At 30.7% G+C, this 12,822-nt stretch carries 12 protein-coding genes and 1 pseudogene; 10 read left to right on the forward strand and 3 right to left on the reverse strand.

Translation table 11 applies throughout. The annotated features are described in order from the left end of the window. Positions 1-13 precede the first annotated feature (13 nt). Complete coding sequence (locus PQF83_RS07355; protein ID WP_000831948.1) at positions 14-820, forward strand: DegV family protein; 807 nt, start codon at positions 14-16, stop codon at positions 818-820. A gap of 173 nt (positions 821-993) precedes the next feature. Here the strand turns inward: PQF83_RS07355 and PQF83_RS07360 are convergent, their stop codons facing one another. After that, a complete protein-coding gene (locus PQF83_RS07360; RefSeq protein ID WP_000684439.1) occupies positions 994-1,566 on the reverse strand; it encodes a DJ-1/PfpI family protein in 573 nt (190 codons plus the stop codon). A 594-nt stretch (positions 1,567-2,160) separates the two neighbouring features. Here PQF83_RS07360 and PQF83_RS07365 point away from each other — a divergent pair. From PQF83_RS07365 to PQF83_RS07390, 6 genes and pseudogenes are all read left to right on the forward strand, one after another. After that, positions 2,161-2,692, forward strand: a pseudogene (locus PQF83_RS07365) (recombinase family protein). Positions 2,693-2,755: 63 nt separating this feature from the next. Continuing rightward, a complete protein-coding gene (locus PQF83_RS07370) occupies positions 2,756-3,718 on the forward strand; it encodes a helix-turn-helix transcriptional regulator (protein ID WP_001124121.1) in 963 nt (320 codons plus the stop codon). A gap of 74 nt (positions 3,719-3,792) precedes the next feature. Next, positions 3,793-4,425 (forward strand): type 1 glutamine amidotransferase family protein, encoded by a 633-nt coding sequence (locus PQF83_RS07375; RefSeq protein ID WP_001193573.1) that lies wholly within the window; start codon positions 3,793-3,795, stop codon positions 4,423-4,425. Positions 4,426-4,745: 320 nt separating this feature from the next. Then, positions 4,746-5,195, forward strand: a complete 450-nt coding sequence (locus PQF83_RS07380; protein WP_000072998.1) for a GNAT family N-acetyltransferase — start codon at positions 4,746-4,748, stop codon at positions 5,193-5,195. An 821-nt stretch (positions 5,196-6,016) separates the two neighbouring features. After that, positions 6,017-7,240 (forward strand): MerR family transcriptional regulator, encoded by a 1,224-nt coding sequence (locus PQF83_RS07385; RefSeq protein WP_000690086.1) that lies wholly within the window; start codon positions 6,017-6,019, stop codon positions 7,238-7,240. A gap of 112 nt (positions 7,241-7,352) precedes the next feature. Continuing rightward, complete coding sequence (locus PQF83_RS07390; protein ID WP_000202836.1) at positions 7,353-8,657, forward strand: MFS transporter; 1,305 nt, start codon at positions 7,353-7,355, stop codon at positions 8,655-8,657. A gap of 40 nt (positions 8,658-8,697) precedes the next feature. Here the strand turns inward: PQF83_RS07390 and PQF83_RS07395 are convergent, their stop codons facing one another. Continuing rightward, positions 8,698-9,396: a hypothetical protein gene (locus PQF83_RS07395; protein ID WP_001990662.1), complete on the reverse strand. Its 699-nt coding sequence runs from the start codon at positions 9,394-9,396 to the stop codon at positions 8,698-8,700. Between the two features lie 508 nt (positions 9,397-9,904). On the opposite strand from PQF83_RS07395, the gene PQF83_RS07400 reads away from it, so the two are divergent. The 3 genes from PQF83_RS07400 to PQF83_RS07410 all read left to right on the forward strand — a co-directional run bounded on the left by PQF83_RS07400 (position 9,905) and on the right by PQF83_RS07410 (position 12,052). After that, on the forward strand, positions 9,905-10,705 hold the full coding sequence (locus PQF83_RS07400) for a GNAT family N-acetyltransferase (protein ID WP_001009625.1): 801 nt from the start codon (positions 9,905-9,907) through the stop codon (positions 10,703-10,705). A gap of 45 nt (positions 10,706-10,750) precedes the next feature. Continuing rightward, positions 10,751-11,617: a glycerophosphodiester phosphodiesterase gene (locus tag PQF83_RS07405; RefSeq protein WP_000725530.1), complete on the forward strand. Its 867-nt coding sequence runs from the start codon at positions 10,751-10,753 to the stop codon at positions 11,615-11,617. Positions 11,618-11,704: 87 nt separating this feature from the next. Next, on the forward strand, positions 11,705-12,052 hold the full coding sequence (locus tag PQF83_RS07410; RefSeq protein ID WP_001022864.1) for a VOC family protein: 348 nt from the start codon (positions 11,705-11,707) through the stop codon (positions 12,050-12,052). Positions 12,053-12,207: 155 nt separating this feature from the next. Here the strand turns inward: PQF83_RS07410 and PQF83_RS07415 are convergent, their stop codons facing one another. Next, a complete protein-coding gene (locus PQF83_RS07415; protein ID WP_000021777.1) occupies positions 12,208-12,669 on the reverse strand; it encodes a DUF2306 domain-containing protein in 462 nt (153 codons plus the stop codon). Positions 12,670-12,822 lie beyond the last annotated feature (153 nt).

Here is a 12,822-nt window from a genome sequence, read left to right on the forward strand (position 1 = left end):
AGGGAGGAACAACATGAAGCGTGTTGCTTGGATTACTGATAGTACAACTGCGAGTTTTACAACAGAAGGAGATAACTTTGTTATCCCAATTGAAGTTATTATTGATGGTGTGTCGTACAAAGATTGTGAAGAAGGTGTGCGTGAGCGCGTTTATAATGCTTTAAACGAAGGTAAAACTGTCACTACATCACAACCTAACATAGGGGAAATGGTAGAGTTATTTTCGAAATGCAAAGAAGAATATGAAGAAGGATTTGCAGTTGCTATTAGCGGAAAAGTAAGTGGAACCTATCAAAACATGAAGTTAGCTGCAGAAATGGCAGGTTTCCCATTAACGGTATTAGATAGTGAAACAACAAGTTATCCAATGGACGAACTAATTAGAAAAGCAAAATCGTTATACAATGATGGTATGACTTTACAAGATATACACAAAACATTAGTAGATGAAAAAAGAAGACCTTTCCACGTATTCCCGAAAAGTTTAAAAGGCCTTTATGCAAGTGGACGTGTAAAGGGAGTTCAATTTTTACTTGGAAGTTTATTAAGTGTCAACTTAATATTAGAAGTAAAAGGTGGAGAGCTTTTACTTGAAAAGAAAGTACGTAAAATCCAAAAATGTCGAGAATACATTAAAAATGAACTTGAAAAAGAATTACCAAAAGTACTTCACATGTTCCATGCTAACGATAAAGATGGAGCTGAAGAATGGATTTCAGATATTAGACAAGCATTCCCTGAAATGGATTTCAAATTATATCCATTACCAATTTCATTTGCGGTACATGCAGGTGAAGGTACAATAGCAATTAGTTATTAAGAAGAAAACCCGTGAATGATACGCGGGTTTTTTTATTTATAAATGGTGCATACCACGCCACCATCAAGTTGAAGTTTTATAGCACTCTAGAACGAAATTTGTGTTAACTCGAAACAAAAATCTTATTTTATCATTTTTGGAGAGCAACCACAATTTCTTGACTTGATTTGAGATTAAAAATATAAACCTTTTCCTACTGGCTGAACAGTTTCTAGTACAATATCAACCATTTCTTCATTAAGTAGGGTCCTTATAATCCAAGCCGATAGTTCTTGAGCAGCAAAACAACCCGCAGCAGTCGATATATTTCCTTCGTTTACGAAACTTTTCTCAATAACGTCTACACCAAATTCTTTTAGCTGTTCTACTGCTGAGGGATATGTAGTAGCTTTTTTACCAGTTAGTAATTTTTTAGCTCCTAATAGTAGTGAACCAGAACACATAGATCCTATTAATTGTCTTTGAGGATCTACATGAATGCTATTAATATATTGTTGATTTTTATATAAATCCTTTACACCTTTACCACTCGCAAAAATTACAGCGTCGGCAAAAGGGATATCAGATATGCTTCCTGTCATGGGAATACGCAAGCCAGACATAGATATATGAGATTGTTCCGTCCCTAAAAGCTGGACATCCCAATCGGAAATACCACCGACTAAACGTACACGATTTAATAAATCCCATGGTAGAAAAACATCTATATCGGTAAAGTTATCGAAACAGACTATTGCAATTTTCATTTTCTAACCCTCCACTTATGTATATCATTTTATTAATAATATAAACATCTCTTTTTTATGTTCTATATCCAGTTATAAATCCCTGTATATTACACGTATATGAAGGAGGTGTAGTAATTTTTTAACGCCTCTAAACATAAAAAGATATAAAATCTTTTTCTTGGTTTCTATCTGTTTTTTGTACAAAACCAAGATCTGTAGCAATAACTCGTAAGGTATTGGGGATGAGAATCTTTAAAATTCTCAAGGAAATAGGTGTAATTTATTACACATACAAATAGAAATAAAAACGTCATCATTTTTTATAAATTCTCAGATAGAAACACGTTTTTCGGTTTTAGGAGGGCATTTTTTCATTAGCTTGTTAATCTATATATAATATGATTTTTATAATTTCCCTAAAATAATTTTGACGTATTTATTTTTTCAATATAAAATAATATTCATCCAAATTTAACCAATACCATATAAAAGATGTATCTTTTTATATGCATAGGTATAAATCTCTTTAGTTTTAAGGGGAAAGGTTAATATGAAAGTAAAGAAACTAGTTACGCTTGTAGTACCATTTACACTATTATACGTGTCAGTTCAATTAACCGAAATTCTTCAAGGCCATTTCAGCAACTGAACGAAATCGGAATGGATATTAATTTGAAGGAAAAGTCCCCAGAGAAACGAAAGATTGTAAGAAACCCCCAAAAATGTTACATGGTATACAAGAAGGTGACATCATTTATGTTACGGACTTAACTCGAATTACTCGTAGTACAAAAGATTTATTTGAATTAATCGATAACATACGGAGTAAAAAGGCAAATTTAATATCCTTAAAAGATACATGGCTAGATTTATCAGAAGATAATCCCTACAGCTAATTCTTAATTACTGTTATGGCGGGTGTAAACCGATTAGAACGTGATCTTATCCGTATGCGATAGCGCGAAGGAATTGAACGAAAGAAAGTTTAAAGGTCGGTCAAAGAAGTACCATAAAAATCATGCAGGAATGAATTATGCAGTAAAGCTTTATAAAGAGGGAGATATGACTGTAAATAAAAAACTTATGAAATTACAAATGTGTCTAGGGCTTATTATATAGAAAGCTATCGGAAAGGAACAGTTGATGAGTTATACCAAAGATCGGAAATATATAATAGAAAATAAGTTTCATATAGAGGTGAAATTATATGCCTAAAATTGACAATATGCTAGCAATTCTATGGATGCTTCGTTCAGGTGAAAAAATCACTGCAAAACAAATTTCAGAAAAGTTAGAGATAAATATAAGGACTGTGTATCGTTATATTGATACAATTTCAACTAGTGGCGTACCTATAATTTCAGAACCAGGACATAACGGTGGATACACTTTATTGAACAATTTTGTAGAGGCTCCTCTTTTTTTTGATTTTGAGGAGCAAACTTCACTATTTCACGCTGCTGTTTTTGCAGAAGAAGCCGGATATTATGGAGGTGAAGCATTAAATAGGGCCATTTCAAAACTAAGTAAATACTCAAATCAAGATCAAGAAACAAAGATAAACCAACATTTAACTAGTCTTGAAGTAATAAGTCGATTAAGTTCACTTTCTATAAAAACTTTTTTGAAGGAGTTGGAGCAGGCCGTAGCTAACGGGTATTCAGTAAAAATTCTTTACCATAAAAGTGGCGAAAAGCAATTAAATTATAGATCGGTCGATCCATACAGAATTATCTATTGGAATAATAAATGGTATGTAATTGGATTTTGTCATCTTAGGAATGATATCCGTAGTTTTAAAGTAGATCGAATTGAAAGTTTAATACAAACCGAAAATAAGTTTAACCGGCCAGATAATTTTTCAGCAAGTGATTTTTTTATAAAAAGTCTTCTTCCAACTATAGAAGATAAGGAAAGTATTATTTCTTTGGTTATTAATGGGGATAAAAATGTATTGGCTGATATTTGCCAACATTGGTTTTTAGGACATTATTTACAAGAACGGACTTCAAATCAAGCAGTTTTTCTTCTTGAAAAAGATATGATACATAAATATGTACCTTATTTACTTTTACCGTACAATAAATCTATTAAAGTTATTGAGCCAATAAGTCTTAAGAATAGAATTATTGAAGTTCTGTCTGAATTAATAAAATTTCATCAAGTATGATAACTTCCCTGACGTTAACTGTCAGGGAAGTTATATTATAATAGCTATATAAATTGTGATTGGAGTGTTATTAGATGCAAACAAAAAAAGCTTTTTTATATGTATTTAATACAATGTCGGACTGGGAATATGGATATTTAATTGCTGAACTAAACTCAGGAAGATATTTCAAAAAAGATTTAGCACCTTTAAAAGTAATTACAGTAGGAGCTAATAAAGAAATGATAACTACTATGGGAGGACTGAGGATAAAACCAGATATTTCCCTTGATGAATGTACTCTTGAGAGTAAAGATCTTTTAATTTTACCAGGAGGGACTACTTGGAGTGAAGAAATTCATCAACCTATCTTGGAAAAAATTGACCAAGCTTTAAAGCGTGGCACTATTGTTGCTGCAATTTGTGGTGCAACTGATGCCCTTGCGAATATGGGATACTTGGATACTAGAAAGCATACAAGTAATAACTTAGAATATACTAAAATGGTATGTCCTAACTATAAAGGAGAAAAGTTCTATGAGTTGGGACCTGCGGTATCTGATGCGAATTTAGTTACTGCCTCAGGAATAGCTCCTCTGGAATTTGCAAGGGAGGTACTGAAAAAAATAGATGTATTTACACCAGATACATTACATTCATGGTATAACCTAAATAAGACTCATAAACCTAAATACTTCTTCCAGTTAATGAATTCAATAAAAAAATGAAATAACTAAAAAGCTCAATTTCTCTATTTTGATTTGCAGAGAAGTTAGGCTTTTTAATTTGGAATTCTCTTATCGATAACGATAAAAATGAACTTCGGTGTTATAAAAAACAAAATTCCCGTTTAGAGGATACGATAAAATCTTAGCTTGATAGGTATGTATTTGTACCCCTAGTATGTCAATTTTAATCTGTTATGAGAAAACACACGGATTTGTATCATCTTATGGTAAAATAAAGTTAAATATTCAGAAAAATCATTGTTTAAAACAAGCAGGATGATAATTAAATAAGATTTAAGTGATGGGGGTATAGTTAATACATGAGTAATGTACATTTTAGAGATATAGATGATACTAATGAATTCAAAGTTAGAAATATAAAATTAAGGTCTGGACAAGAAAAATTTATTGAAACCATAGATGAATGTTTAAATGAAGCTAATACCTATCATGAATGGCATCCGGTAGCTATATATTATGATGAAGAAATTATCGGATTTGCTATGTACGGTTCTTTTGGTCCTAATAAGGATACTTGGATTGATAGAATAATGATAGATGAAAAATATCAAGGCAAAGGCTATGGGAAAATTGCTATGATGAAACTTATTAATATAGTTTCAAAAGAATATGGGGTAAACGTTATATATTTAAGTGTCACTGAGGAAAACAGAACAGCTTATAACTTATACGAAAGTATAGGATTCGAGTTTATGAATGAAAGAGACCTAAATAATGGAGAACTCTTATTTAAGTACGCAATTAAATGAGAGCCATTTGAAATCGATTATTTCTTTACCAAAAGGTAAAGAAATGTTTACTATTCAACTCTTATAGGAGTAGCTCCCCATTGCTATTAAGATAGCAGAACAAAATTTCCTTAAATTAAAAATTACGCTATTCTATTTTTAGAATCATAGGAAAGGATGGCGTTTTTGTATGTTTATTCCTGTATCTGATGAATTACAATTATTTGCACAGGACATTCAAAGTTTTTTATCTCCAAATGCCTTACGGGATCTTGCTAGAGATGTTGGTTTTGTATAACGAACCAGTAAGTATCCTTTGGTTAGTGGTTTATTAAGAATAAGCTTTTTATACAGAATATCTTTGATGTTCGAGATAATATATTTAGATTTATTTAATTCTAAAGAGTCCATTTCCCACCTCATAAATTATAAAATAAAGTAAATTCCCACTTAATTATATCATCATCCTAATTGAAGATTTCGCCTTTTCCTTGCTACCGATAATGAGACGTTATGTGAGCATTATACAACCTAAAATACAGAACATATCACTTTTCACTTTACCCCTATGTAATCTTCTACAGTAATCCTACTCCAATAGTTCACCGTTTATAGGTACATTTCATTAAGTAGAAATTAATAAATTTATTGAGGTTTAATAATTCTAATACTGATAATTTGACATACATTAAACCAAAAGTTGCATGTTATATTACTAGGCACAACAATATAAATGATACCATTTGTTTATTCCGTAAATATTGTTGATAAAAAAGGTGAAAGGATTTTTAAAGGTAAAAATAGAAATCTATATAAAAAAATATTTAAATGGTAGGGATATTATGAAAATCGGTAAGTTTGGAGAAGTAAATAACTTAAGTATTGATACAATTAGACATTATATGGATCTCAGTCTTATTATTCCTGAAAAAAAGGGAGGCCACTATTTTTTTGATGAGTATTGTCAAACAGATTTAGAACTTATAATACATTACAAAGATCTAGGATTTAGCTTGAATGAAATCAAAGAACTATTTTTTTATAAAAATTTAGCAAAATCTATGAATTACGAAAAAGATATCTTTTACCAATCTTTATTCAAACTAAAATATGACAAAATGGAACAGGAAATAGAACTTTTGGAGAAGAAACGGGATAAATTAAAGGGAGTGTTACATGATTTATTATTAACAAATGAAACTTCCAATACAATTATAGGGATAGATTTAAGTATACTACATTTACTTACATGTTCTAAGTGTAGACAAAAACTAATTCTTCAAGATGGAATTATTAATAACAATCAAATTACCGAGGGAAAGTTAATTTGTAATTGTGGTGAAGAATATATAATTACTTCAGGAATAATAACTGCTGGTAAATCATTTAAAGCAAATGAGCGAACGTCACTTGAAGATACTATTTCGGATTATATTCATGAAACTGATAATGCATATTTGGAAAATATGCTTAAAGAAGGGGAATGGGCGAAAAAGAAACTAATACATTTAGATTTAAATAACAAATTAATACTAGATATAGGATCAGGACTTGGGTTCTTTTTGAGGAGCATTTATGAAGAACTACCCGAAGATTGCCTATACATCGCAGTAGATAGAGATTTCAATAAACTTTTATTTTTAAAAGACGTATTAGCGAGAAAAAATCCGAGAAGAAATATTCTCTTTATCTGTGCGGATTTTTTGAACATCCCTATTCAAAATCGGTCAGTAGATATTGTAATTGATCACTCTGGTACGAGCAATTATAGTTTTGAACATGCGGATTTTTTACTTCACGAATTAAACCCACTTTTTAAATCCAATTGTTATTTATTAAGTTTATTTATTTTATTTAAAAATTTCAGCTTAAATAGCCAAATTACAAATAATTTTCGAGCAAATTTTACACTTTCAAAAATAAAGAAAGAACTCCAAAATCTACAGTTTCAATCCATTGATGAAAGTACTTCAAATTATTTGAAACGAGGCGGAAAGTACGAGGATTTCTTTGTTCAAGGTGAAGAAATTTATACATATTCATTTTTCGGAAAAAGATGGGGTTAACCCCATCTTTTATTTATTTCCCCTTAAAATTATTCAAATCGTACATATTGCGATTGGGTTGACCCAAGAACTTACAATGTACGTAACACAAAATTAGGCAGGGGGAAAAGTTATGACAAGTTTACGGTTACATATAGAAAATAAAAAAAGAAACCAAGAACTAAGGAATATTTGTTTATATTCAATTGCAAAAACAGTATCAATATTCGGTAGCTCTATTTATAGTTTCGCATTAGGATTGTATGTATTACAAATAACCGGATCTGCTTTAAATTTCGCGATTACGCTTATTTTAGGAACGATTCCAATGATTGTTATGAATCCATTTGCCGGTGTAATTGCTGATAAGGTTGATAAAAAGAAACTCGTCGTTTGTATGGATGTACTAAGCGGATGCTTATTAATAACTGTTTATATAGTAAGCAACTATTATGGGTTAAACTTATTCATCATTTATACTACTACCTTTCTGATGACAGTATTTACAACATTTTTTGTAATAGGTTTAGAGGCTGCAAAACCAAATATCGTCTCTAAAGAGAGACTAATGAGTCTTAACTCTATAAGTAAAATTATCGATTCTATATCTTTAATTCTAGGGCCTATGTTAGGGGGCATTGTTTTTGCAGTCTTTGAGATGAACACTTTTATAATCATTAACGGTATTTCATTTATCCTTTCGGCTATATCCATATTGTTTATCAACTTTAAATTATGCGAGCAATACATAAATAAGGAATGTTCAATAAGGGAAATTAATTTTATGAAAGATATAAAGGAGGGATACTCTTACTTAATGGAGCGGGAGAACTTAAAAAATACGTTTCGTATTTTAATTTCACTTAATTTTTTTCTAGGATTTTCTGTAACTGTTCCATTGCCATACATTATGAATACAGTTCTCAATATTAGTTCTAAACAATTTGGTTTGATTCAAGGGACTTTTCCAATAGGTATGGTAGTTGGTGCAATAATAGTAAAAAAGATAACGAATCGTTTTTCTTATTCCTATCTATTGAAAAAAACAAGTTTTATGATGGCAATTTTTATGATAGTTTCAGGTGCACCTGTTCTATTCAAAAGTATTGAAGTGAATAAAATTGTATTTGTGACCATCTACTGCGCCATTATGTTCTTTTTAGGGTTAATGATAGCATTAATCGATATCCCTTTAATTTATTTTATGCAAAGAGAGATTCCAGATGAATATAGGGGCAGAGTGCTTAGTATTGGATTAAGTTTAGGTAAAATGATGCAGCCGATAGCACTGGCATTATCAGGTCTATTATTAAATCATATTCCATCCTACACGCTTCCAATTGGAGGAGGAATCGTATTTCTTATTTTAAATCAGGCTTACTCAAATAAATTGAATTTAGAAATTCATTCAAAAGGGTATAGTGTTGAACGTAATTAAATAATATCGAAATAGCGCAGGATCATCATCCTGCGCTTATCTATCGTAATTCAGCTGTTTTTCTAATAACAATCTTATCAATATCGTCTTCTTCATCACCAATAAATAACCCGCGTTCTTTTAAATACGCCTCAAAATATAAATCTGCTTCTGCACGTTCATCATATGGTTTTACAGATAGAACGAAACCTAATTTGTTTTGTTCCTCTAGATGAGAAGTGGAAATGTATGCCGGTACATTGTGGCGTAAAAAGAGTTCTTTAACCGGAATAATCATATCTTTCATTAATTTCGTTAACATACCCATTTCAAACTCGAAATTAAAACGATCTATACTACATAAATCGGCGAATACTACACCAATAAAACCTGTATTATATACTTCTTGATATTCTACTTCCTCGTTACCGTAAAAATTCTTTTCGATTAAATAATTTATAAAGTAAGCAACACCGTCACTTTGTTCAAAAGGCTTCGTTGAAAGAACAAATCCGATTTTCTTTTGTTTATGTAAATATACACATGACATGTATGCTGAAATGTTATGCTCTTTAAATAGAGAGCTTGTTGCCCCAGATAGACCATCTAATACGTGATGAACAATTTGAAGTTTTTTACGGGCGAAATAATAGGATTTCTTTTGTAACTCCAATGTATCAATAAAGACAGAGCCGATAAAGCCTGTATTTGAAATAATAGGTGTTTGCTTTTTTCTTCCTCTGCGCTTTGTTTGAGCCATTGTAAAAATCATCCCTTCATGTACAATTAAAATAAAAAAGAACATTTGTTCGTATATGTATATTTTACTATTAAAACGCTCTAAAGTAAAGGGTTTTTGACGAAAAAACAACAAAAAAGACACCTGTAAAAGGTGCCTTAAACGTTGTAGGGAAGAGGGTTCATCCCAACTATTTATATTATGATACAGAAACAATCTCTTCCGTATCTTCTACATCTAAATGACAGTCCATTGTACGAACATCTTGATCTTCATGACTTCCGAAATAAATAGTAATTTTCATATGTATCGCTCCTTTATTCTAGGAATACCTAAAATAATTACTAGTAATGTTAATATTTATTATATACCACTTTTTTCATTCCGACAACGTTATATCATATTTAATTCTTTAAGGAGACAAAGAGTGATTTATAGAGATATTTTTATAGAAATAGGTATATTTCTTATATGTTATATTTAATACTGAAAGATTCGAATTTGAATTTTTATGAAAGGGGCAAAATGAATGAATTTTAAAAAGTTACTAATAGATAATTTTACATATAAAACTTCATATATTGCGCGGCAGGCACAGGGAATGAATGTGAAAGAAACGAAGGATTACATCGCTGTCGACTGTGGTTTACCTGCAGATACATTTAATATCATTACTTTACTAAACAATAATGTAACGGAAAATATCGAGAAATTATATAAGGAGGTAGCGTACTATAATCAAAAGAAATATCCAATGAGTGTTTGGTTTTGGGATGAGAAGCTAGAGGGTAATATAAAGAATGAATTAATAAAGCTTGGATTAAAAGAAGCAGAACAAAATATCGCGATGGTAGCAAACTTACATACAATACATCCAACAACAAACTTGCCAGAAGGTTTTACAATACAAAAAGCATCTTCGTCAGGACAAATTAAAAAGTTTGGAGAAGCGTTAGCTAGTCTATTTGGTACATCCGAGGAAGGTATACATGTACAAGCATTCTACAATCAAACTGCTTCTTTCCATTTATGGAATAGTGAAAATATGAAACTATACTTAGGGTTTTATAAAGATGAAGTCGTATCGGTTGGTTCATTAGTGTGTACACAAGATAGTATTGGTATTTATGATATAGCAACGAAAGAAGAAATGAGAGGAAAAGGATTTGGTTCTACTATGTTTCATTACTTGCTGCAAGAAGCAAAGGAATTAAACGTTGCTCAATGCGTATTACAAGCTTCACCTGATGGGATTACTATTTATAAAAAAGCTGGTTTTCAATCTGTTGGACAAATGACTGTATTTGAAAATCGACATTTATTTGAATAAATTATCCAAGCCAAATTGCTTTCATGTAGGAGCTAATACATCATTATGAAAAAGATTTATATCGTTACAATCATTTGCGCCTTTCTATTAATAGGTACTTTTGTTTATCATAAAGTAAATGAACTTAAGTACACGAAAGCTATTAATCAATCAAATCACATAAAAAATATTGCACATAGAGGCGCCTCTGCGTATGCGCCGGAACATACAATACCAGCTTATACATTAGGACAACAATTAAAAGCAGATTATATAGAAATAGATCTCCAAATGACAAAAGACGGATATTTAGTAGCTATGCATGATGAAACAGTAAATCGTACTACAAATGGTACAGGGCTAGTTAAGGGACATACATTAGAGGAATTAAAGCAATTAAATGCAGGTTCTACTTACAATAAAAAGTATCCAAATTTAGCAAAGAAAGAATATGAAAATGCTAAAGTTCCAACACTAGAAGAAATAATTGAAATGTTTGGGCATCACGCGAACTATTATATTGAAACCAAATCACCTGATGAATATCCAGGAATGGAAGAAAAGTTATTAGAAATTATCAATCACTATGAAATACAGGATAAAGTTATTATTCAATCATTTAGTGAAGAAAGTTTGCAAAAGCTACATAGTTTACATGTTAATATACCTCTAGTCCAATTACTATCTTACAAAAAAGCAGTTCAATTAACTGAATCAGAAATAGAGAAGTATAGTACATATTGCATAGGTCTTGGTATGAACTACAAATATATTGATGCAGCTTATGTAAAGAAAATAAAGAAACACGGATTAGAAGTTCATCCATTTACTGTAGATAATGAAGCAGACATGAAAAAGTTAATATTATGGGGAGTTGACGGGATGTTTACGAATTATCCGGATCGATTATATTCAGTTTTGAAGTTTAATTAAAAGATACTATTTTTAACGTAATAGTTTATAGAAATTTTCGATTAATATATAATTAATCTAGTTAAAATAAAAAGGAGTGTAAGTAGGATGAATATATTAGCTGTTGTTCCACGCCTCTATGTTTCAGACTTACAAACTCATCTAGAATTTTACAAAATACTATTAAAGCAAGAAAAACCACAGGAATTTCAAATGAATGGAACGCATGTAATTAGATTTACAAATTTACTTTTAATTGAAGAATTAAATGAAACAATTAAGAATCATGTTGCTGCAACGATCGTAATTGATGATCTCAACGAAGTAAAAGAACTAATCTTAAACTATAACGGCGTAATGATTACTGAACCAATACAAGTACCTACAGGTATGAAAATGATAATTCGTCATCCGGATGGTAACATTATTGAATACATAGAGCCTACATTAAAATGAAATTCGAAAAAGAATCCAATACTTTATTGGATTCTTTTTATTTAGCTATAAGTGACTAACTTAAAGCAGTACAATTTTGAATTTATTAATAAAATATTACATTGAGTATAATGTTTTATAATAATCATCAGAAAGTAACGAAAATGTAATGAATTTTAACTACGCTTTTTATATTTTTTTGATACACTGGCTACGAGAGGAATACCGATTAATGTAGGTAAAAACCAAAACCATATAGGTGGCAGTAAATTAATTAAGGGGATATGAATGCCGACGTTTACTAAAAGTGCGGTTACCGCACCTATATAAGAACCTAACATACCTCTAATATGGTGGTGGATCCAATTTTTCCAGCGTTTTTTTCGTGCTAGGTATCCATAAATCGCAAAAGCATAAGAGAAAATTGCTACATAAAATAAATATGCGATTTTATCCCAGTTTATAATGGATAATATAATTGCAGTGAGGGTAATGACAACATAGGATGCATGATATATTTCGCCCCATTCCGTATGTTTCCCTTTCTTCTTTTGAGCAACCATCGCTACAATACCGGTAATTAAACATATTGTTCCAAATAAAATGTGGATGGTTAAAAGAACATTGAAAATACTCATAATAATTCCTCCTTTTTTATTTTTATAGTATTGCAGTATAGGAGAAAAGTTGAAACATATCGTTTATTCGTCTTAATATATTGAAATAAAGGTACTCTTAGAACAAATTTTCTTGAATTTAGTGAGTCACGTATTACGTGAAATGAAGGAGAG

It is taken from the genome of Bacillus sp. FF-1 (assembly GCF_028548245.1).
In the GTDB taxonomy this organism is placed as follows: Bacteria; Bacillota; Bacilli; order Bacillales; family Bacillaceae_G; genus Bacillus_A; species Bacillus_A paranthracis.

What these genes read in the sequence shown, in the direction of transcription:
- PQF83_RS07415 (WP_000021777.1), bottom strand. Translation starts at nt 12,669, where the DNA reads ATGAGTATTTTCAATGTTCTTTTAACCATCCACATTTTATTTGGAACA.
- PQF83_RS07410 (WP_001022864.1), top strand. Translation starts at nt 11,705, where the DNA reads ATGAATATATTAGCTGTTGTTCCACGCCTCTATGTTTCAGACTTACAA.
- PQF83_RS07370 (WP_001124121.1), top strand. Translation starts at nt 2,756, where the DNA reads ATGCCTAAAATTGACAATATGCTAGCAATTCTATGGATGCTTCGTTCA.
- PQF83_RS07395 (WP_001990662.1), bottom strand. Translation starts at nt 9,396, where the DNA reads ATGGCTCAAACAAAGCGCAGAGGAAGAAAAAAGCAAACACCTATTATT.
- PQF83_RS07400 (WP_001009625.1), top strand. Translation starts at nt 9,905, where the DNA reads ATGAATTTTAAAAAGTTACTAATAGATAATTTTACATATAAAACTTCA.
- PQF83_RS07360 (WP_000684439.1), bottom strand. Translation starts at nt 1,566, where the DNA reads ATGAAAATTGCAATAGTCTGTTTCGATAACTTTACCGATATAGATGTT.
- PQF83_RS07380 (WP_000072998.1), top strand. Translation starts at nt 4,746, where the DNA reads ATGAGTAATGTACATTTTAGAGATATAGATGATACTAATGAATTCAAA.
- PQF83_RS07390 (WP_000202836.1), top strand. Translation starts at nt 7,353, where the DNA reads ATGACAAGTTTACGGTTACATATAGAAAATAAAAAAAGAAACCAAGAA.
- PQF83_RS07375 (WP_001193573.1), top strand. Translation starts at nt 3,793, where the DNA reads ATGCAAACAAAAAAAGCTTTTTTATATGTATTTAATACAATGTCGGAC.
- PQF83_RS07405 (WP_000725530.1), top strand. Translation starts at nt 10,751, where the DNA reads ATGAAAAAGATTTATATCGTTACAATCATTTGCGCCTTTCTATTAATA.
- PQF83_RS07355 (WP_000831948.1), top strand. Translation starts at nt 14, where the DNA reads ATGAAGCGTGTTGCTTGGATTACTGATAGTACAACTGCGAGTTTTACA.
- PQF83_RS07385 (WP_000690086.1), top strand. Translation starts at nt 6,017, where the DNA reads ATGAAAATCGGTAAGTTTGGAGAAGTAAATAACTTAAGTATTGATACA.